This window comes from Flavobacterium bernardetii (genome assembly GCF_011305415.1).
Lineage (GTDB): Bacteria > Bacteroidota > Bacteroidia > Flavobacteriales > Flavobacteriaceae > Flavobacterium > Flavobacterium bernardetii.
The window spans coordinates 110,897-132,992 of sequence record NZ_JAANOQ010000007.1; the positions used below are offsets into that span (position 1 = coordinate 110,897).

Annotated in this window: 23 protein-coding genes; 12 read left to right on the forward strand and 11 right to left on the reverse strand. The window is 31.0% G+C overall.

Features of this window, described 5'->3' with window-relative positions; translation table 11 throughout:
* Positions 1-16: 16 nt before the first annotated feature.
* The 8 genes from G6N05_RS12660 to G6N05_RS12695 all read right to left on the reverse strand — a co-directional run bounded on the left by G6N05_RS12660 (position 17) and on the right by G6N05_RS12695 (position 9,747).
* A complete protein-coding gene (locus tag G6N05_RS12660; RefSeq protein ID WP_166129994.1) occupies positions 17-223 on the reverse strand; it encodes a hypothetical protein in 207 nt (68 codons plus the stop codon).
* 76 nt (positions 224-299) lie between these two features.
* On the reverse strand, positions 300-1,481 hold the full coding sequence (locus tag G6N05_RS12665) for an aminotransferase class I/II-fold pyridoxal phosphate-dependent enzyme (protein WP_166129999.1): 1,182 nt from the start codon (positions 1,479-1,481) through the stop codon (positions 300-302).
* 68 nt (positions 1,482-1,549) lie between these two features.
* Positions 1,550-1,831 carry a F0F1 ATP synthase subunit epsilon gene (locus G6N05_RS12670; RefSeq protein ID WP_166130003.1) on the reverse strand — a complete coding sequence of 94 codons (282 nt, stop codon included), beginning with the start codon at positions 1,829-1,831 and terminating at the stop codon, positions 1,550-1,552.
* A gap of 86 nt (positions 1,832-1,917) precedes the next feature.
* A complete protein-coding gene (atpD, locus tag G6N05_RS12675) occupies positions 1,918-3,429 on the reverse strand; it encodes a F0F1 ATP synthase subunit beta (RefSeq protein ID WP_166130007.1) in 1,512 nt (503 codons plus the stop codon).
* Positions 3,430-3,629: 200 nt separating this feature from the next.
* The gene (locus tag G6N05_RS12680) at positions 3,630-4,271 is read right to left on the reverse strand and encodes an ATP-binding cassette domain-containing protein (RefSeq protein ID WP_166130011.1); all 642 of its coding nucleotides are present in this window, start codon (positions 4,269-4,271) and stop codon (positions 3,630-3,632) included.
* Between the two features lie 944 nt (positions 4,272-5,215).
* Positions 5,216-7,063, reverse strand: a complete 1,848-nt coding sequence (gene glmS, locus G6N05_RS12685; protein WP_166130014.1) for a glutamine--fructose-6-phosphate transaminase (isomerizing) — start codon at positions 7,061-7,063, stop codon at positions 5,216-5,218.
* 12 nt (positions 7,064-7,075) lie between these two features.
* Positions 7,076-8,935 carry a DUF4270 domain-containing protein gene (locus tag G6N05_RS12690; protein WP_166130019.1) on the reverse strand — a complete coding sequence of 620 codons (1,860 nt, stop codon included), beginning with the start codon at positions 8,933-8,935 and terminating at the stop codon, positions 7,076-7,078.
* Positions 8,936-8,940: 5 nt separating this feature from the next.
* Positions 8,941-9,747, reverse strand: a complete 807-nt coding sequence (locus G6N05_RS12695; protein WP_166130022.1) for a glycogen/starch synthase — start codon at positions 9,745-9,747, stop codon at positions 8,941-8,943.
* A 96-nt stretch (positions 9,748-9,843) separates the two neighbouring features.
* Here G6N05_RS12695 and panC point away from each other — a divergent pair, with 96 nt between their 5' ends.
* The 12 genes from panC (at position 9,844) to G6N05_RS12755 (ending at position 19,282) form a co-directional block, all read left to right on the forward strand.
* Positions 9,844-10,692 carry a pantoate--beta-alanine ligase gene (panC, locus tag G6N05_RS12700; RefSeq protein WP_166130026.1) on the forward strand — a complete coding sequence of 283 codons (849 nt, stop codon included), beginning with the start codon at positions 9,844-9,846 and terminating at the stop codon, positions 10,690-10,692.
* A gap of 36 nt (positions 10,693-10,728) precedes the next feature.
* Positions 10,729-11,079, forward strand: coding sequence for an aspartate 1-decarboxylase (gene panD, locus G6N05_RS12705; protein ID WP_166075636.1), 351 nt, complete (start codon positions 10,729-10,731; stop codon positions 11,077-11,079).
* A 2-nt stretch (positions 11,080-11,081) separates the two neighbouring features.
* Complete coding sequence (locus G6N05_RS12710) at positions 11,082-12,041, forward strand: lysylphosphatidylglycerol synthase transmembrane domain-containing protein (RefSeq protein ID WP_166130030.1); 960 nt, start codon at positions 11,082-11,084, stop codon at positions 12,039-12,041.
* A 39-nt stretch (positions 12,042-12,080) separates the two neighbouring features.
* Positions 12,081-13,301: an alpha/beta hydrolase gene (locus G6N05_RS12715; RefSeq protein ID WP_166130034.1), complete on the forward strand. Its 1,221-nt coding sequence runs from the start codon at positions 12,081-12,083 to the stop codon at positions 13,299-13,301.
* Positions 13,302-13,349: 48 nt separating this feature from the next.
* Positions 13,350-14,711 (forward strand): DNA repair protein RadA, encoded by a 1,362-nt coding sequence (radA, locus tag G6N05_RS12720; protein WP_166130037.1) that lies wholly within the window; start codon positions 13,350-13,352, stop codon positions 14,709-14,711.
* A gap of 33 nt (positions 14,712-14,744) precedes the next feature.
* Positions 14,745-14,969 (forward strand): hypothetical protein, encoded by a 225-nt coding sequence (locus G6N05_RS12725; RefSeq protein ID WP_166130040.1) that lies wholly within the window; start codon positions 14,745-14,747, stop codon positions 14,967-14,969.
* Positions 14,969-15,256 (forward strand): type II toxin-antitoxin system RelE/ParE family toxin, encoded by a 288-nt coding sequence (locus tag G6N05_RS12730; RefSeq protein ID WP_166130043.1) that lies wholly within the window; start codon positions 14,969-14,971, stop codon positions 15,254-15,256. The genes G6N05_RS12725 and G6N05_RS12730 overlap by 1 nt, the downstream gene beginning before the upstream one ends.
* Before the next feature lie 8 nt (positions 15,257-15,264).
* Positions 15,265-15,780: a hypothetical protein gene (locus G6N05_RS12735; protein ID WP_166130046.1), complete on the forward strand. Its 516-nt coding sequence runs from the start codon at positions 15,265-15,267 to the stop codon at positions 15,778-15,780.
* Between the two features lie 89 nt (positions 15,781-15,869).
* Entirely contained in the window at positions 15,870-16,634 is a 765-nt protein-coding gene (locus G6N05_RS12740; RefSeq protein ID WP_166130049.1) for a hypothetical protein, read from the forward strand.
* Between the two features lie 10 nt (positions 16,635-16,644).
* Positions 16,645-18,258 (forward strand): DUF4139 domain-containing protein, encoded by a 1,614-nt coding sequence (locus tag G6N05_RS12745; RefSeq protein ID WP_166130053.1) that lies wholly within the window; start codon positions 16,645-16,647, stop codon positions 18,256-18,258.
* Between the two features lie 85 nt (positions 18,259-18,343).
* Positions 18,344-18,727, forward strand: a complete 384-nt coding sequence (locus tag G6N05_RS12750; RefSeq protein WP_166130057.1) for a cupin domain-containing protein — start codon at positions 18,344-18,346, stop codon at positions 18,725-18,727.
* 9 nt (positions 18,728-18,736) lie between these two features.
* The gene (locus G6N05_RS12755; protein ID WP_166130061.1) at positions 18,737-19,282 is read left to right on the forward strand and encodes a hypothetical protein; all 546 of its coding nucleotides are present in this window, start codon (positions 18,737-18,739) and stop codon (positions 19,280-19,282) included.
* Between the two features lie 85 nt (positions 19,283-19,367).
* On the opposite strand, the gene G6N05_RS12760 is transcribed toward G6N05_RS12755, so the two are convergent.
* The 3 genes from G6N05_RS12760 to G6N05_RS12770 form a co-directional block, all read right to left on the reverse strand.
* Positions 19,368-20,405 (reverse strand): aldo/keto reductase, encoded by a 1,038-nt coding sequence (locus G6N05_RS12760; RefSeq protein ID WP_166130064.1) that lies wholly within the window; start codon positions 20,403-20,405, stop codon positions 19,368-19,370.
* A 77-nt stretch (positions 20,406-20,482) separates the two neighbouring features.
* Positions 20,483-20,938, reverse strand: coding sequence for a DUF1569 domain-containing protein (locus tag G6N05_RS12765; protein ID WP_166130068.1), 456 nt, complete (start codon positions 20,936-20,938; stop codon positions 20,483-20,485).
* A 67-nt stretch (positions 20,939-21,005) separates the two neighbouring features.
* Entirely contained in the window at positions 21,006-21,971 is a 966-nt protein-coding gene (locus G6N05_RS12770; protein WP_166130072.1) for an OmpA family protein, read from the reverse strand.
* Between the last annotated feature and the right edge of the window lie 125 nt (positions 21,972-22,096).

A 22,096-nucleotide genomic window follows, 5' to 3' on the forward strand; every position in this document is an offset into this window, starting at 1 on the left:
CTATATAAGTTATTGCTTACTTTTTTGTTAATGAAATTATGTTTTTAGAAAACACAATTACCGATACTATAAATAGTGGCAAAATTGAAGACCATTTTACTTCTGTTTCCAATTGCATAAAATATTTTACAACTGAATACCCAATTCCGAAAGCTGATAAAAATAACATTACATAACTAGCTCCGTTTTTTACTTTTTGTGAATTTACTGTTTTTGTTTCCATAATTTAAAAGTTTAATTTGATTACAACTCGTAAGTAAAAGAAAAACAAAAACGTTACAAAAAAAATATATTTTTTTTTAAAGAAGTGAGTAAAGACAGTTGATTACGGCTGATATTTCTTCTGTAGAATTGTAACTATGTAAACAAAAACGCAATCTTTCTTGTCCTTCTGGAACAGTTGGTGAAAGAATGGCTTTCACTTCAAAACCTTTTTCTTGTAATTGAGCAGCAATATGTTTTACTTTTTCATTACCTGGAATAATGGCCGAATGAATCGCTGATTTACTATATACAAATAAAGGTTTGATGCCTAATAATTGCTTTTGTTGATTGAAAAAATTGATATTTTCTTTTAATTTTTGAAGTTCCGTTGACTGATTCACATTTTGATACGCTACTAAAATTGTAGCAACCGAATGCGGTGAAAGTCCGGTTGTATAAATAAAACTTCTGGCGAAATTGACTAAATATTCTTTTAAACTAGCACTTCCTAAAATGGCAGCGCCGTGACAACCTAAGCCTTTACCGAAAGTCATAATTCTGGCAAAAACTTTATCTTGAAGATTTTGTGATTGCATTAAACCTTCCCCTTTTTCTCCAAAAACACCTAAAGCGTGCGCTTCATCTACCACTAAAAGCGCGTTGAATTTCTCTGAAAGTTGCACTAAAGTTTCCATGTTTGGTGCATCGCCATCCATGGAGAAAACGGATTCTGTAACAATATAAATAGTGGGAAGCTGGGAGTTGGGAGTTGGGAGTTGCCCTTCAACAAGCTCAGAGTTAGAAGTCTGAAATTTACTTAATAAAGCTTCTAAATCTTCATAATCATTATGTTGAAATTTATAAGATTTAGCATGACTCATTTGAATGCCATCGCGAATGGAAGCGTGACATAATTCGTCAAAAAGTATAATATCATTTCGTTGCGGAACAGCGCTGAAAAAACCCACATTCGCATCGTAACCTGAATTAAAAATTAAAGCAGCTTCCGATTGATGAAATTTAGCAATATAATTTTCTGTAACTGAATATAGATTATGATTTCCAGAGATTAATCGTGAACCCGTTGCACCGTTTATTTTTATGTTGTTTTCTACTAAATATTGGTGAGTCGCATCAAATACATTTTCATTTTTCGCAAAACCTAAATAATCGTTTGATGAAAAATCGATACCATTTGTGGGAATAGGCAATTTTCGTAAAGCATTAGTTTCGATACGAAGGTTTAATTTTTGCTGAAGTACGTTTGGAATTTTCATTAGGTAAAAATAAAAAAATCCCGATAAGAAAACACTTATCGGGATTGATATTTTAATAAAAAACTGAATTAGTCTGCTAAAACAATTACTTTATTGTTATTCATTTCTATAGTACCAGAGTTAATTGCTAACCAATATGTTTGCTCATTTACTTTTGTAAATTTTGCTAAATTGGCTTTATCAATATTAAAACTTGTTGCACTAATTTTAATGTTCCCTTTTTGTAAAATGGAAACAATAGCAGCGTGATTATTTAACATTTGAAACTCGCCATTGATTCCTGGAACAGATACTGATGTAACTTCTCCTGAAAATAAGGTTGCTTCTGGTGATACTATTTCTAAAATCATATTTTCTTAAGTTTGAAGATGGAAGTTTGAAGATGGAAGATGAAGGTTTAACTTCTGGCTTCTCGCTTCTGGCATCCAGCTTTTTATTATGCTTCCGCTAACATTTTTTCTCCAGCTTCAATAGCTTCTTGAATACTTCCTTTAAGGTTGAAAGCTGATTCTGGGATACGGTCTAATTCACCATCCATAATCATATTAAATCCTTTGATAGTATCTTTAATATCTACTAAAACCCCTGGAATTCCTGTAAACTGTTCTGCTACGTGGAAAGGTTGAGATAAGAAACGTTGTACTTTACGAGCACGAGATACGACTAATTTATCTTCTTCAGATAATTCTTCCATACCTAAAATCGCGATAATATCTTGTAATTGTTTGTAACGTTGTAAAATTTCTTTTACTCTTTGTGCACAATCGTAGTGCTCATCACCTAAAACATCTGGAGTTAAGATACGAGAAGTAGAATCTAATGGATCTACCGCTGGATAAATACCTAACTCAGCAATTTTACGAGACAATACTGTTGTAGCATCTAAGTGAGCAAATGTTGTTGCTGGAGCAGGGTCAGTTAAATCATCCGCAGGTACGTAAACCGCTTGTACAGATGTAATAGATCCTGTTTTTGTTGAAGTAATACGCTCTTGCATTACCCCCATCTCTGTTGCCAAAGTTGGTTGGTAACCTACTGCAGAAGGCATACGTCCTAAAAGTGCAGATACTTCAGAACCCGCTTGAGTAAAACGGAAAATGTTATCTACGAAGAAAAGCACGTCTTTTCCTTGTCCAGTTCCAGCTCCATCACGGAAATATTCCGCAATAGATAATCCTGATAATGCTACACGAGCACGAGCACCAGGAGGCTCATTCATTTGTCCGAAAACGAAAGTAGCTTTAGACTCTCTCATTCCTGGCATATCTACTTTAGATAAATCCCATCCTCCATTTTCCATAGAGTGCATGAAATCATCACCATATTTAATAATACCTGACTCTAACATCTCACGAAGTAAGTCATTTCCTTCACGTGTTCTTTCTCCTACTCCTGCGAATACTGAAAGTCCACCGTGACCTTTTGCGATATTATTAATTAATTCTTGAATCAATACTGTTTTACCAACTCCAGCACCACCGAATAAACCAATTTTACCTCCTTTTGCATAAGGCTCAATTAAGTCGATTACTTTAATACCTGTGAATAAAACTTCAGAAGAAGTAGCTAAATCTTCAAATCTTGGTGCAGCACGGTGAATAGACATTCCGTTATCTCCATCTTTAGGTAATTCCCCTAAACCATCGATAGCATCACCAATAACGTTGAATAAACGACCATAAACATCTGGTCCAATTGGCATTTTGATTGGATTTCCTGTTCCAACCACTTCAGTACCTCTTGATAAACCATCAGAAGAGTCCATTGAGATAGTACGTACTGTATTTTCCCCAATGTGAGATTGTACTTCTAATACTAACTTAGTACCGTCTTTTTTAGTAATTTCTAATGAATCATAAATTTTTGGAAGTTCACCGTTAGTAGTGTCAAACACTACATCTACAACTGGTCCAATAATTTGTGCAACTTTTCCTGTAACTTTAGACATTGCTTATGTATTTATTTAATAGCTATTTATATTTGAAAAAAACATACTTTTTTCAGAGTGCAAAGATAGTTTTTTTAGATGCAATTATGCAATATGTTTTTTAAATTTTTTTCAATAAAAAAGCGAAATAACTAATATTTAGCTTTTTTAGGTTATTCTGAGTAGTAGATTTTGAGAGAATTGGTGACTTTTAAATTTATTTACACAAAAAGAGTCTCTTCAATTAAATTAAAATTTTGTTTTTCAAATTTTACAACTGTTTTATTATTTAGTACAAAAATTTCTAAACAATTTGCATATAATATTTCCATGATATGCGACGAAATTATAATTACACTATTTTGGGCTTGTTTTTTTAAAAACTGAATTAATATAAAATTAGACTCTAAGTCTAATCCATTAAATGGTTCGTCTAAAAAATAAACTGGATAAGCTTTTTGAAAGACTGCATTTAAATATACTTTCTTTTTCATTCCTGTTGAAAACTCTCGTATTAATTTATCTTTTGGAATTTCAAACAATAAATTATTAGCATTGGTTTTATTCTTTTTAACATCTAACAATTTCCTGTAAAAATCATAAAATTCATCGGAAGTTAATTCACCATAAACCGAAGGTTCAGTAGGACACCATGCCACATTTTGCTTTTTAATGTTTTCTGAATTAAATGTACATGTTCCTGTGAATTTTTCTAAACCTAATACACATTTAAACAAAGTAGTTTTTCCTTGTCCGTTTTTACCAACTAAACCGAAAATACCAGGTTTGTCAATATTAATAGTTATGTTTTTAAGAAGTATTTCTTGAGTAAATTTCTTTTCTTTTATATTAATTGCTAACATACTTAATTGAGTTTAGGCTTGAAATTGCCTTTTTATAAAAATATGGAATTAGTAACATAGGCAAACCAAATAACGAAATTAACAAAACCACAAATATTGCAAAAACCAACTGTTGTAGCATAATGTTATTAAAATAAATATATTTCAGAAGGGTTGCAGTAATCGAAATTACAAAAACAGGAAGAAAATAAACTAACATTTCCAAATTTAAAATTAAAAAAAGAAACATTGCAGGAAACAAAACAAAAGAAGAATTAATTAAAGTGTTTTTCAGCTGAAAAAACAAATATTTTTCAGAATTAAATGGGCTTATTATTATTTCTTCTGTGTTTTCTCTTTCAAAAGTTGCAATAATCGAAACTAAAGTAAGTAACAATAACCCAAAAAATAAAACGTTCTCGTTTTTATGCAAATAATAGATATAACAAAGCGTAAAAATTATGGGATAAACAAAAAGCAATTTATGTTTTCTAAAACTAATGTGCCAAAACACATTAAAAAGATCAAAAGGATATGAAATAATTTTAAATGAAAGTTTTGGTAAATTGATTAAAATAATATTTAAAAGCAAAAAAACTACAATATACAACCACTCGAGTTTTAAAAACAATACAATTATATAAGGCAACAAATAAAATATATATTCAAAAAAAAGAATGACTTTATAATTTTTACTAAGCTTTAAAAAAGAAGAATCGACTCGGTTTGCATTAAAAGCAACAACATCGAAAAAACATAAAAATATATAATTTTTATATTCTTCAAAATAATAATAAAAAAATAAAGCCCCTAAAGAATGTAATAATAACAATAAAAAATAAGCTAAATAATCATCTTTTGAAACCCATTTTCTCAATCTGATTACTAGTAAATATTTTAATATTTGTAACACTTTTATATTTTAAATATAAAAAGCGAAATAATTAATATTTCGCTTTTTTAGGTTATTCTACGGTCACTGATTTTGCCAAATTCCTAGGCTGATCCACATTACAACCTCTTAATACTGCAATATGATAGGATAACAATTGCAATGGAATTGTAGTTAATAATGGCGTTAACGCTTCTGAAGTTTCTGGAATTTCAATTACGTGATCTGCTAAAGCTTTCACTTGCGTGTCTCCTTTAGTGACTACGGCAATAATTTTTCCGCTTCTTGATTTTATTTCTTGAATATTACTTACAACTTTGTCGTAATGTCCTTTATTTGGCGCAATAACTATAACTGGCATTTGTTCGTCAATTAAGGCAATTGGTCCGTGCTTCATTTCTGCAGCTGGATAACCTTCTGCGTGAATGTATGAAATCTCTTTTAATTTCAATGCTCCTTCTAAAGCTACTGGAAAATTAAATCCACGACCCAAATACAAAGCATTTGGCACATCTTTATAAATTTCAGCTATTTGTTTAGCAACATCATTAGTCTGTAAAGCTTCTTGTACTTTTTCAGGAATCATTTCTAATTCTAACAAATAACGTTGGTAATCAGATTGATTCATCGTTCCTTTTGCTTTTGCTAAACGTAAAGCAATAAGTGTCAGAATTGTAATTTGAGTTGTAAATGCTTTTGTTGAAGCCACACCAATTTCTGGTCCAGCATGCGTATAAGCACCTGCATCAGTTTCTCTAGAAATAGAAGAACCCACTACATTACACACTCCAAAAACAAACGCTCCGTTTTCTTTCGCTAATTTTATGGCTGCTAAAGTATCAGCTGTTTCTCCAGATTGCGAAATTGCAATTACTACATCATCTTTATTTATAATCGGATTTCTGTATCTGAATTCTGAAGCATATTCTACTTCAACAGGAATTCTTGCAAATTCTTCGATAACATATTCAGCAACTAAACCGGCATGCCAAGAAGTTCCACAAGCGATAATTAGAATTCGTTTCGCATTCGTGAATTTTTCTAAATTATCTTCTACGCCAGACATTTGAATAATGCCTTTGTTAGCCAATAATCTTCCTCTATAAGTATCTTTAATTACGTTAGGTTGTTCGTAAATTTCTTTTAACATGAAATGTTCGTAACCTCCTTTTTCGATTTGCTCTAAATTCATTTGCAATTCTTGAACGTAAGGGTCTACTAAAGAATCATCTTTAATTTTACGAACTTTCATTGGTTTATTCAAACGAATAATTGCCATTTCTTCATCTTCTAAATAAATAGCATTTGAAGTAAATTCAATAAACGGAGAGGCGTCTGAAGCAACGAAATATTCATCTTCACCAATACCAATTGCTAAAGGCGAACCTAAACGTGCACAAACTAATTCGTCTGGCTTGTTTACATCGAATACCACAATTGCATAAGCTCCAACAACTTGATTTAAGGCAACTTGAACTGCTTTTCCTAATTTTAAATTATCTGTTTTCTGAACATCTTCAATTAAGTTAATTAAAACTTCAGTATCTGTATCAGAATGAAAAACATACCCTCTTTTAATTAATTCTTTTTTTAATGGCTCATAATTTTCAATAATCCCATTATGAACAATTGCTAATTTTCCAGAATTTGAAAAATGTGGATGCGAGTTTACATCATTTGGTACACCATGAGTAGCCCAACGTGTATGTCCAAATCCAATATGTCCTTCTGTAGATATTTCTTTAGCAACTTTTTCTTCTAAATCGGAAACTTTCCCTTTAGTTTTACAAAGTTTCAAATCTTTACCATCATATAAAACAAGACCAGCACTATCGTATCCACGATATTCTAATCTTTTTAATCCTTTAATAATAATTGGATATGCTTCTCTATGACCAATATAACCTACGATTCCACACATATATATAAGAGTTTAATTTGGTTTTGTAATATGAATTGTTAGTTTTAATCTATATTTTTCAGTATCTTCAGGTGACAAACCTACAGGATGAGTTCCATATAAAACCGTTCCTTGTTGTGCTAAAACTGAAGCAAGTGGGAAAAATTTAATATCGTCATCTAAATTCGATGGAGTATTATTAATATCCAAAGGACTTTTATAATAAGCATTTCTATTTTCTGCAATATTTTCTGTTACACAAAGTCCAAGTCTTAAGTTTTTATTCAAATTTTCATTAGTACTATTAATAAGGTTATTAATATGTCTTGTAATTCTAATTTTATATTTTATTCCTTTATCATCCGTATTATCCCTTTGAATGATACCACCATGAACTATTTTGTTTCTTTTTGGACTTGAACTAGTGCTCGTGTCATAAACATAGTCAACAAGAGCTTCTTGATTTGTCGCATCAAACAAATACAACCTCTCAGGTTCTTGATATTTAGAATTTGCAGACATAGCTGACCTATCAATATAAAACTCTAAATATGCATCGTTAATTAACACTTTTTCTAATCTTAAAAGATCTAACTCATCTGGAATTTTGTTTCCTGGCTGTCCCGTATCAGGATCCGTATAAGGAAGTCCATCTTTTCCTAATACATCAGCATCCCCAAAAACATCCATATACACAACAGAACCTTTACCGCCCTTTACATATAATCTATCATTTTGTCCAAAAGTTATACTACCAAAAGTATTGGCTGGATTTGATAAACCTGTATTATAATCACCTGTATAAGCAAAATTTTGCAACGAAACAGTATTACCACTAGCGTTTGTTCCTAAGTTCATAACAAAAGCTTTAGAAGTATGCACAGCAGCTGCACCTGTAGCTCCTTCATTTATTGAACTATAATTTAAGTTTAACTTTGCCTTATTAAAATTCAGCATAGCCATTGCTCCTTCATCAATAGCGCCTATGTTTTCTTGCTCTATTTTAAAATATAAACCTTTAAAATATTCTCTGAATTTATTCGTATTAAACAAATTACTTGCAGGAGATTCTATTATTTTCTTCTTGAAAAATTCTTTATTTAACTTTAAGTAAATTCCTGGCGCCAAACGCTCTTTTACAACCCATTTAGCAGGATTAGTTTGATCTATTGCTGGTAACACATTACCATTAATATCTGTATATTCTTGAACTAGAGTTACTGGATTAAATTTAGTTTCATAAGTAACAATTTCTTCTTTGTTAAAAAAGAATTGGTCATTTTCTGCAACATCTGGACTATCATTTAATCTAGCTCCTCCCTGAATAGAGTTACCTGCACCAATAATACCTATTTTTAGATAATCAAAGTCAATAGCACCTCCATTAGAAGATCCATCACTATAATAACGTTGGCTATCCTGAAAGTCAGTATTAGCATCTAAATTATTTATAAAATATCCGTTTTCATAAACACTAAGTTTCATTTTACTTTCTTTGTTTGCCCCGTAAATTGAATCTAAAGTATATTCTTTAGAACCATCAGAATTTGTTGATTCTACATCACTAAAAAACGGAATGTATAATATTACATCTTCAACATGAACGCTTGTTCCAAATTTTGGTTGCGGATTTACTAACGCTAATTGAGTTACGAAGTTTGCTTTTGTTTCTCCAAAAAAAGGATTATTGTAAATTCCTAAAGGATTTATTGGCAAATTATTAGTTTGCACCTCATTTGTACGAACTGAATATGCTTTTAAACTTGCTTCACGCTTCTCAAAATCAAAATGTTCATCACCTACTAAGTCTGCTCCAATTGTATTAAACTCCTGATCACAAGAAATAAAAACCATTGAAAAAACTAAGAATAAAACTGCTATTTTCTTTTTCATTATAATTATTGTACTTTATTTTTAATAAACTCTAAATATGCTTCTTTGAAAATTTCTTTCGGGGTGAAAGGTAAAAAAGGTTTTTTCGAAGTTTCTATATATTTTGTTAAATCTGCTGACAAGTCGTTAGATGCAATAATAATTCCATCTGAATGGTCAATTGTTGCTTTCATTAAGTTGCTAAAAACCGGTTCTTTGTAGATTGAAATGGCATCAGCTGGTAAGTTATCGTAAGCTAATTTATTCATCATTTCTGGATCTAAAGCCCCTTCAAAGTCAGTAGCATAAACAGATGTGATAATTTTTGTGTCTTCAAAAATACCTTCGTCTTTATAGTAATGCTTCAAATAAACAGGCAATAAAGAAGCCATCCAGCCGTGAACGTGGATAATATCTGGTACCCAATTTAATTTTTTTACGGTTTCAACTACACCTTTTGCAAAGAAAATGGCTCTTTCATCGTTATCTGGATACAACACACCTTCTTCGTCAGAAAAAGTCGCTTTTCTTTTAAAATATTCGTCATTATCTATAAAATAAACCTGAATTCTCTCTTTTGGTATAGATGCCACTTTGATAATTAAAGGCATATCCATATCATTTACTACCAAATTCATCCCAGATAGTCTAATTACTTCATGTAATTGATGTCTGCGTTCATTGATATTTCCATATCTTGGCATAAAAATTCTTATCTGCCCTCCTACTTCATTTATCATTTTTGGCAGTTCATAAGAATGTAATGACACTTCATTTTCAGCTAAATAAGGCACTACTTCAGATGATACATATAATATCCTCTTGTCATTCATATAATAAATGTTATATTTTTGTTTAATATGCAAAATTATAAAAATTTATGGACTTATCTACTAAAATAGTAAGTTTGCACTTTATAATAATATTCTATGCACGTTTTTCAAACACAAAAAGAGCTTCAAATTGAACTAAATAAAGCTGAGAATCAATCTAAAAAAATTGGTTTTGTCCCTACAATGGGCGCATTACACCAAGGCCACTTGTCTTTATTAGAACAATCATTGAGTGAAAATGAGGTTACTGTTTTAAGTATTTTTGTGAATCCAACTCAGTTTAATAACGCTGATGATTTAAAAAAATACCCGCGAACTTTAGAAAAAGACGTGGAACTTGTTGAAAAACTAAATAAAAATATTCTTGTTTATGCTCCAAGTGTAACAGATATTTATGAAGGAAATACAATTTCAACTTCTTTCAATTATGATGGATTAGAAAATCAAATGGAAGGCAAACATCGACCTGGTCATTTTGATGGCGTGGGAACAATTGTGAAAAAATTATTTGAAATAGTAAAACCAACTAATGCTTATTTTGGAGAAAAAGATTTTCAACAACTTCAAATTGTAAAAAAATTAGTTACAAAATATAAAATTCCGGTTAATATTATTGGTTGCGACATTTTCAGAGAAGCCAGTGGTTTAGCGATGAGCAGTAGAAATGAAAGACTTTCTGAAAGTGCCAGAAACGAATCGAAATTAATTTTTCAAATACTTTCTCAAGCTAAAGAAAAATTTGAATCAAAATCGGCAAACGAAGTAGTTTCATTTGTGGAGAAAGAATTCAAAAAACACACTAATTTCACACTAGAATATTTTGAAATTGCAGCCGAAGACACGCTTTTAACCTGCAAAAGAAAAGTAAAAAATAAAAAATACAGGGGTTTTATAGCTGTTTTTATTGAAAATATCAGATTAATTGATAATATTTCGTTAAAATAAATAATAAAATTTATTCGAATTAATTAACTTTGCAAAATGCAAATACAAGTAGTAAAATCTAAAATACACAGAGTTTCTGTTACTGGAGCCGATTTAAATTATATTGGAAGTATTACAATTGACGAAGCTTTGCTTGAAGCGGCCAATATTGTAGAAGGCGAAAAAGTTGCCATTGTTAATGTTAATAATGGAGAACGTTTGGAAACTTATGCCATAAAAGGCCCAAGAAATACAGGTGAAATTACTTTAAATGGTCCAGCAGCCAGAAAAGTACACCGTGGTGATATTATTATCATTATCGCTTACGGAATTATCGATTTTGAAGAAGCAAAAACATTCAAACCTTGCTTGGTTTTCCCAAATGAAAAAGACAATTCTTTAACATAGTTTTGAAAGCGAATTTTAGCAAAATTGCCTCTTTATTTATTCCGTTACTTCTGGGTTTCGGACTAATTTATTATCAATACACTACATTATCAATTGAAGAGTTAAATAAAATAAAATCTTGCTTTCAAAAAGCAGATTATTTTTATATTTATCTATCCTTATTTATTGCTTTATTTGGGTATTGGGCAAGAGCGTATCGTTGGAAATATTCACTACAACATTTAGGTTATCAAACAGATTTTAAAAACGATTTAATGTCGGTTTGCGTTTCCTATTTTATGAATTTAACCATTCCGAGATCAGGAGAAATTACCCGTGCCGCCTTGTTAAAAAAATACGAAAACGTACCATTTGACAAAGGTTTCGGAACTATTGTAGCCGAAAGAATTGTTGACTTACTTATCTTTTTATTGTTTGTTGGATTGGCATTTGTATTGCAATTTGAAAAACTATATGGCTTTATCAAACAAAAAATCGCTTTCGAAAAAATTATCTTTTTCGGAATTATTGGAGCAATTTTAGGAATCCTTTTTCTTTTAATTTGGATTTATGCTGAATGGAATATCATAAAAAAACTAAAAAACAAATTATCTGGGTTAATTGAAGGCATGTCGAGCATCCTTAAAATGAAAGACAAATGGAAATACATTTTCTTTTCTTTCTTTATTTGGTTTACTTATTTACTAATGTTTTATGTTACCATTTATGCTTTACCTGAAACCTCAAATATTACTTTCGATATTGTAATAATGGGCTTCATCTTCGGAAGTTTAGCCGTTGGTTTTACTAATGGTGGACTAGGCGCATATCCACTTGCAATAGCTATGATATTTTCATTATATGGCATTTCTAACGATATCGGAACAGCATTTGGCTGGCTAGTTTGGACTTCACAAACTATTTTAACCATTTTACTTGGTTTATTATCTTACGCTTTTTTACCACTCTACAATAAAAAATAATTAGTATATTGCTACATTATTTTACTAAACCAATTTATCATGAAGATGAAATCTATCCTACTATTTTTAATGGTTTCTGTTGCTACTTTTGCACAAAAAATTGAAGAAAAAATTCAATCTAAAAAACTAAATGACGAAAGAACTTTTTCTATAATTACACCTGCTTCATACGAAAGTAATCCAACGAAAAAATACCCTGTTTTAGTTTTATTAGATGGGGAATATTTAGCAGATCCTTTCTCAGGAATTTTAAAATACGGAAACTATTGGGATGATTTACCAGAAATGATAATTGTTGCCGTAAATCAAAATTATGGCGAAACACGTTTTAACGATAGCAACTTCGGAGAAGACGGTTTACCTGCTGAATCTGGTGCGAAATTTTTCGAATTTATTGGTTTCGAATTACTACCATATGTACAACAAAAATACAGAACGTTGCCTTTCAGAATGATAGCCGGACATGATACTACAGCAGGATTTTTAAATTTCTATTTATATAAAGACGACCCCATTTTTAACGCATTTATTTCTCTTTCTCCAGAAATGGCTCCGCTAATGGTTGATAGAATTGCAGAAAGATTATCAAAAATACAACAACCTGTATTTTATTACCAAGCTACTTCAAAAGCCGATTTAGAAGAAATACAAGAAAACACCAAAAAGCTTGACGATTTTGCCAAAGAAATAAAAAACCCAAATGTGATTTATAGATACGATGTATTTCAAAATACGTCTCACTATTCTTTAGTTGCAGAAGCTATTCCAAGTGCTTTTTATTTTGTCTTTAATGGCTACCAACCAATTTCTAAATTAGAATTTAACGAAAAAATATTAAAATTAGAAAGTGGTTACGCACAATATTTAATCGACAAATATGATTATATTGAAAAGAAAATTGGTTTAAAAATTCAACCAAGATATTCAGACTTCAAAGCTATAGAAGCTGCAATTTTAAAAAACAAAGCGTATTCAGATTTAGAGATTTTAGGCGCTTATGCAGACAAACAATACCCTAAAACAATGTTAGGAACTTACCATAGAGGTTTATATTTTGAAAAGATTGGACAATTTAAAAGAGCTGCAAAAGAATATCAAAACGCGTACACAAAAGCTGAAATTGGTGATTTAACAAAAAGCTATATTTTAGACAGAGCCGAAGCCCTAAAAGGAAAAAAAGAAGAACCAAAAGCAGAAGAAGTTCCTACTGATACTCCAGTGGAACCAGTTCCTACTGAAGAACCAAAAAAAGACGAATAAATTGAGATTCTGAAATCAATTCAGAATAAATAAATCCAGCATAAATAAATGGCTAAACTAAAAACTTCTTTCTTTTGTCAAAGTTGTGGGACTAACTACGCAAAATGGTTAGGACAATGTACTTCATGCAAACAATGGAATACAATTGTAGAAGAAATTATTCAAAAAGAAGAAAAACAAGCTTGGCGAAGTCCTTCATCTGAAGCTAAAAAAGTTGCCAAACCTTTAAAAATAAATGAAATTTCGACTTCAGAAGAAGTACGAATGAACACCACGGACGGCGAATTAAATCGCGTTTTAGGTGGCGGATTAGTACCGGGTTCTTTAACGCTTTTAGGCGGTGAACCTGGAATTGGAAAAAGTACGCTATTACTTCAAATTTCATTAAAACTACCCTACAAAACCTTATATGTTTCAGGTGAAGAAAGTCAGAAACAAATAAAAATGCGTGCCGAAAGAATTACAGGTCAAACCGATAATTGTTTCATTTTAACCGAAACCAAAACACAAAATATCTTTCGTCAAATTGAAGAAATTGAACCAGAAGTGGTGATTATTGATTCGATTCAAACCTTACATACCGAATACATTGAATCTTCAGCGGGAAGCATTTCTCAAATTAGAGAATGTACTGCTGAACTGATTAAATTCGCCAAAGAAACCAATGTTCCAGTGATTTTAATCGGGCATATTACGAAAGACGGAACTATCGCTGGTCCGAAAATTCTAGAACATATGGTCGATACCGTTTTACAGTTTGAAGGCGACCGAAATCATGTCTACAGAATTCTTCGTGCCTTAAAAAACCGTTTTGGTTCTACAGCCGAATTAGGAATTTACGAAATGTTAGGCAACGGATTAAGAGAAGTTTCTAATCCGTCTGAAATACTAATTTCAAACAAAGACAATTACTTATCAGGAACTGCAATTGCTACAACTATCGAAGGCATGCGTCCGCTAATGATTGAAATTCAAGCTTTAGTTTCAACCGCCGTTTATGGCACACCTCAACGTAGTACAACGGGTTATAATCTGAAAAGATTAAACATGATTTTAGCTGTTTTAGAAAAACGTGCAGGTTTTCGATTAGGTGCGAAAGACGTATTTTTAAACATCACTGGTGGAATTAATGTGGACGATCCTGCGATTGACTTAGCCGTTGTTGCTGCCATTTTATCTTCGAACGAAGACATAACAATCGATAAAGATTTTTGTTTTGCTGGAGAAGTCGGTTTAACTGGTGAAATTCGTCCGGTTAATAAAGTCGAACAACGTATTCATGAAGCAGAAAAATTAGGATTTTCAACCATTTTCGTATCGAAACACAATAAAATAAATCCAAAAGATTTTAAAATTGATGTACGAATGGTGAGTAAAATTGAAGATTTGGTAGAACAATTGTTTGGGTAAAATTTGTATCTTTGACTATCAAATGAATGTATTATGGACTTACAATTAGAAAAAATTGAACTAATCGAATTACTTTTAAACACAAAAAAAGAAGCTGTGTTAAAAAAGTTACGTGCTATTTTAGAAAAAGACCAAGAAATAAATTTAACTACTGAAGACTACGATATTATTGATAAAAGAAGAGAATTACATTTAAAAAATGAAACTAAATCTTATTCTTGGGAAGAAGTAAAATCAAATGCTCGATTAGCTAAATAATGAAATACCATTTAATAATTAAAGAAGAAGCTAATCAGGAAATTATTGATTCTTATTTATATTACGAAAACCAATCTAAAGATTTAGGAGAAAAATTTCTAGAAAATTTAGAAACTTATTTTGATAGAATTCAAAAATATCCAAAACACTATCCCGTTAAAAGAAAACCTTACCGTGAAGTTTTTGTAAGGAATTTTCCTTTTCTAATTATTTATGAAATTATTGGAAATGACATAGTCGTTTATGCCGTTTTTCACACAAGTAGAAATCCCAACAACAAACCATAAGTTCCCTTTTGAAATCTAAATCAGAAATAGTTCAAATTCTACAATCCTATCACGAATTAGGACAAACGGAAGCTGCCGCTTTATTTCTGTTGGAAGAATTCGATATCAAACATCCCAACTTTAAAGGTATCAAGTTTAGAGAAAAAGCCGAACCTAGTTTTATCCTTTTTACAGCTGAAGGCGAAATTGGCGATCCACAAATTATCCGAATTCCAGAAAATGCTTTCGAATTTCCGTTTGAATTAATCATAAATCTTTTGGCTCACGAAATGATTCACGTGATTCAGAAATCTCCTGATTACAAAATTCAAGATCGAAACGAACGTGAATGGCAAGCCTATTGCGAAATGTGTTTCCACGAAATCTTCCCAAAAGTTCCAAACGCTTCCAAAAAACAAAGACTATTTTTCGCCAATAAAGCTTTAGAATATTATAATCGAATGGAAAAAGATGGTAAATTGCAAAAAAAATATTCGAGTCAAAAACTTGAAATTGAGCAGTTTATAAAAAATTTAGAAAAATAAATTATTTCCTTCCCAACCTTTTTATAATAATTGTAATCTATATAAATAGAACTTCTCTTTAGAGGTTTTAATTTAAAGAAACGATTATTATGATAAAACAATTTTCCCTAGAAATAGAAAATCCGTGTGATGCAAAATTCAGCGAAATGACACCAAATGCACAAGGTTCATTTTGTAGTTCATGTGCGAAAAACGTAATTGACTTAAGTCGAAAAACCAATTCTGAAGTTGCGAAAATTTTAGCCAATTCTAAAGACACTTCTATTTGTGCTCGTTTAAAAACATCGCAATTGGATCAAGTTTTTGAACATAATGCAGTTTCAAAATTAACTACTTTCAAATATGCAACTGCTATTGCTGCGACAGTTTTATTATCTTCAAATGTAGTAGCTCAAGAAAAAGAACCTGTAAAAATTGAAGTAGATTCTACCAAACCTCAACGAGTGATTATGGGTAAAATCGCTTACAGAGAACCTGTAAATAAGGTAATCTCAGTTACAATTCATGGAAAATTGTTAGATAGTAAAACCAAAAAACCAATTTCTGAAAAATTATATCCGAACTTATCCATTTACATCAATGGTGCTTCAAAAAACATAAAAATTGATGCGAAAACGGGCAAATTTGAAATTCCAGTTTTACTAAACGATGATACGAAAGAAATTAGCGTTCACATTAGTAATGATGATAAAAATTATAACAATACGTTTCAAATAGATTTGAAAGCAATTAAAAACAACAAATTGAATTTAAATATCAATATCAAACCCGAAGAAGAATTACAAAACTATATGATTATGGGCGGTTTAGGCATCAGAAATCACACATCCAAAAATAACAATTCAGAATCTTAAACGTATACTAATGAAAAAACTAATTTTATCCCTAACCTTATTGGTAACAGCAATTTCATTTGCACAAAAACCAATTTTCACTTCAGCAAAAACAAAAGCGGCAACGGTTTATTTTTCTGGAGCCGAATTATCTCAAACTACATCGGTAAACTTACCTGTAGGAACTAGCGAAATCGTAATTAAAAACGTAGCTGATTATTTAAATGAAAGCACGGTGCAAATTGGCGCACCAAATAGCTTAACGGTTTTATCCATTCAGTTTACACAAAATTATATTTCGGAATATGAAATTGATGAAAGCAATCCAGTAATTAAACGCGTTCGTGACAGTATCACTTTCGTACAAAAAGAAATTAAGAAAATACAAATCGATAAATATTCGCATCAGCAAACTATTGAAATGTTAGACCAAAACAAAGCAGTTGGTGGCGCAAATACAGGTTTAAATGTTAGCGAGTTGATGAAATTAGTAGAATATTACAAAACCAAAAGAACGGAGTTAGACAATGCCATTGTGACGTTATCAGAAAGAGAAACCAAATGGAACAAAACGCTGACGGATTTAAACAACAAATTGGTCATTAACACACAAAAAGAAGACAAATCGTCTAAAGGAAAACTGATTTTACAAGTCATGAATGAAGTAGCAGGCAATGTAAATTTAGATGTGACATATATTACGAATTCGGCTTCTTGGCAACCCTTTTACGATTTACGTGCGGAAAATATCAACTCGCCAATTAATTTAATGTACAAAGCCAAAGTCGTACAAAGCACAGGAATCGATTGGAAAAAAGTAAAACTAACCCTTTCAAGCGGTAATCCAAATCAAAATAATGCCGCCCCATTATTACAAGCTTGGTTTTTGAGATATGGTTATCCTGCGAATTATGGATATCAGAATTTTGACGCTCAATCAAATCAATTAGAAGCAGTTACAATTCAAGCCAATGGAATTAAAAGAAAAAAAGCAGAAGTATCATCTGTTTCAAATTACACAGAAATCATTGAAAATCAACTTAACGTAACTTTCGATATTGATATTCCTTACGATATATTATCAAACGGAAAAGCGCATAGTGTCGCATTGAAAGATTTAAAATTACCGGCAACCTACAAATATTACGCGGTGCCGAAAGTGGAAAAAGAAGCGTTTTTATTAGCTGAATTAAACGATTATGCAAAATATAATTTACTACCAGGTGAAGCGAATATCATTTTCGAAGGCATGTATGTTGGTAAAACACAAATTAATCCAAATCAAACACAAGACACGTTGAATTTAAGCATGGGAAGAGATAAAAAAATCTCTATTAAACGTGAAAAAGTAGTGGATAAATCGGGAACTAAATTTTTATCTTCTTATAAAGAACAAACGTTCACGTATGATATTATTGTTCGAAACAACAAAAAAGAAGAAATTAACATGTTGCTAAAAGACCAATATCCATTAAGTACGGATAAAGAAATGACGGTAGAACTTTTAGATAAAGATGGCGCAAAAGCCAATGAAGAAACTGGGGTTTTAACATGGGAAATCAAACTGAAACCTAACGAAACTAAGAAATACAGAATCAGTTATAAAATCAAATATCCGAAAGATAAAGTGATTGGAAATCTTTAGTTAAGTAGTTAAGTCAATTTTCTTCAAACCCAATAAGTTTTACTACTTGTTGGGTTTTTTATTACTTTTGAAAGAAATTCCACTCATGAACCAACCTTTTATCATTCCAACAATAAACACAAATGAAAATGGGATTTCTGTTTTTGAAGATATAGACTTTTCTGTACAACAACGTGGTGGCTTATTTATTAGTGACCAAATTGGCGCACAAAATTTCCGATTACGAAAAAGTGATGTTGGTTATGCCACCGATTTCCATTTAGCTGGTGATGCAACTTTTATTAGTATCCAAAAAGGAAGTTTAAAAATAGAAATGCAAAACGGAGATTTTAAAATTTTTAATCCTGGCGATTGCTTTATTGCCAAAGACAATTTACCCGAAAACATAGAATTTGACAGTGAAATTCACGGTCATAAGGCAAGTGTTGTTGGTAACGAATCACTACAAGCAATACATATTAAATTATAAAATATACTTATGAAATATCTATCCTATTTATTAGTTCTAATTATGATGCTTTCTTGTAAAGAAAGTGAAAACTCAATTGAAAATATATTACTGAATAAGCTAAAGCAATCTTCAGGGGAAAATGAAAGTTTGAGCAATTCACTAATTGATTACTATATAGTAAAATATTCAGAATCAGGAGAAAAAGACGAAGACTTCAATTTCATAAAAGAGTATAAAATAAAATTGGACAAATTTCTTATTGAAATAAAGTCAGAAAACAAAGAAAATCAGATTATCAAATATGACCAGTTTACAAAAGAAAGAAATTTCATCAATCTGTATATACCTTTTAAATTGGATAAATCAAATTTAGAAAACCTATCAAACGAAACTACTTATTATTTTTTAAAAGATCATTTATATAAAAACTTGTATTCCTTATTACAAAAGAAAAAAAGTAATGTAATAAATTGTGGTTATACAAGATACTCAGATGAAAAAACAAAATTAATGGACAAACTAAAAAGCATGAAAGTGCAAGAATTTAAAGATTCAATTTGTAATTCAAACTAAAAAAAGTCAATTTCTGAATGACAAACTTTCTATTAGTACATTTGGTTGTAACTCCAAACTAAAAACTGACCACTAATCACTCTTTTTAAGGTGCCGGATTCGGAATTAATTCCTGTATTTTATTGATTTCTTCTAAAACTGCATCCGTAAGCATAACATCAAAAGCATTAATATTTTCTTCTAATTGATCGATGGTTGTTGCACCAATAATAGTGGAAGAAACAAATTCTTGATGGTTGACAAATGCGATAGCCAATTCAGTAATCGTTAAACCTAAACTGTGTGCTAAATCTTGGTATAATTTAGTCGCTTTAAAGCAATTTTCATTTGTATATCGAACGAAATTTGGAAACAATTTCATTCGAGAATTTTCTGGAGTTCCGTTTAAATATTTACCAGATAAAAATCCGAAACCTAAAGGCGAATACGCTAATAAACCGACATTTTCACGCATTCCAATTTCAGACAAACCGACTTCATACAATCTGTTTAATAAAGAAAATGGATTTTGAATTGTAGCAATTCGTGGTAAATTGTGTTTCTCGCTTTCATTTAAAAACTTCATCACGCCCCATGGATTTTCGTTTGAAAGGCCAATGTGTTTTATTTTTCCTTCTTTGATTAATCCGTCAAAAATGGTTAAGACTTCAAAAATATTTTCTTGCCAATTGGTATCAATTTTTTCCAGACCTCTTTTTTGAAACATATTCATCACACGTTCTGGCCAGTGTGTTTGATACAAATCGATATAATCTGTTTGCAGGTTTTTTAAACTTAATTCAACAGCTTCCGTGATACTTTTCTTAGAGAAATCTAACGGCTGACGAATGTAACTCATTCCTCTATTTGGTCCAGCAATTTTTGTTGCTACGACTAAATCGTCTCTTTTGTGTTTGTTTTTCGCTAACCAAGTTCCGATGTAACGTTCTGTACTTCCAAAAATATGTTCGTTTCCACCAATTGGATACATTTCGGCAGTATCAATAAAATTGATGCCACGTTCTACAGCATAATCTAACTGAAAATGGGCTTCTGCTTCGGAGTTTTGATTCCCGAATGTCATGGTTCCTAAACAAGCTTTACTAACTTTTAAATTGGTATTTGGAAGGGTTGTGAATTTCATTTTGATATTCTGTTTTTTTTGAATGGCGAAGTTACGAAGATTCGTAAAAAGAAAAATTGAAGTGAGATAGATTTTATTTATTTCAAGATATCTTCAATAATTTTCAAATGGTGTTTGGTATGAATAGCTAAGAATTTTTCCGTTTGTTTGGTATTCAAATCATTAAAAAAAGGATGCTTGAAATGCGCATTTATTGGAAAAGAATTTAGTTTTAAAATGTTAGTTTTGGCCAATTCTATTTTCAATTTCAATTCATCTGCTGTTGCCACATCAACGGGCATTACAATTTTAGGCGCTCTGGCTTTTCCTCTTGGAATTTTCCCAGTTGTAAAAACTATAAACTTGGGTAAATTAAATTTAGGTTCAAAAGCAGACGGATTAGACACTTCTAATTGATCAATAATTCCGTTTATGACTAACAAACAATGATCTATTTGCCAACCAATAGAACTGCTTGAAATTTTAGAATTGGTTTTTTCCAAATTTGGAATGTGATTTTCTAATTGCAGAAGTAACTTGTGAAGTGTGTTCATTTATTTTAGATTTAAAAAAACCTAACAACTCGAAAATTGTTAGGTTTAAATTATTTTGAATTGAAAATTACATCTCGTTTAACAACTTAGACAATTCGTCTAATTTTGGTGTTAAAATAATTTCAATTCTACGATTTTTTGCTTTTCCTTCCGCAGAGTCATTGCTTAATAATGGTGCAAATTCACTTCTTCCAGCTGCCGTTAAGTTGGCTTTATTAACTTTAGGATTAGCCGTTAAAATGTTTACAATTGAAGTTGCACGTTTGGTTGATAAATCCCAATTACTTTCAATTCCACCAGATAAAGTTCCAGTAATTTTATCATTATCCGTATGCCCTTCAATTAAAACTGATAAATCTGGATTGTCACCTAAAACTTTCCCAACTAAATCAACTGCTTTTTTACCTTCAGTTCCAACAGTATAACTTCCAGATTCGAAAAGTAATTTGTTTTCCATAGAAACATAAACCTTTCCGTCTTTTTCAGTTACTGTTAATCCTTTTCCTTCAAAAGCTTTTAACGATTTAGACAAAGTTTCTTTTAATTTTTTCATAGCTGCTTCTTTGTCAGCCATAATTTTTTCTAATTCTGCTAAACGTGTAGACGATTTTAATAAATCGGCTTTCAATTTATTTAATTTGTCTTGTTCAGCAGCCATCGCTTTTTGTTTCGCTTCTAATTCCGCTAACAATTGACGGTTTTTACTAATATTTGCATCTAAAGCTTCATTACTGTCTTTTTCTAAAGCAGCATAAGACGCTTTTAAATTGTCTAAACTCTTTTTAGTTGCTGCATAATCAGCTGCTAATTTATCACGTTCTGCTTTTAGTCTTTCCGATTCAGATTTATACTTATCTAAATCCGTTTGCAAAGCAGTATTATTGGTTTTTAAACCTTCATTTTCATCGGCTAACGTATTGCGTTCTTTTTTAAGTTCGGCAAACTTATTTTCTAAATCTTGATAGATTTTTTTAGAAACACATGATGTACTCATGGTTAATACCAATACGGCTAGGGCTACTCTTCTTATCATTATATCAGTTTTGTTTTTATATTAGACGTTTTTTAATTGTATTTGGTTGTACGATTTAAATTCTCTTAGCTCTTTTTACTTTTTACTTGGCTCTTTTCACTTTTTACTTGGCTCTTTTTACTTGG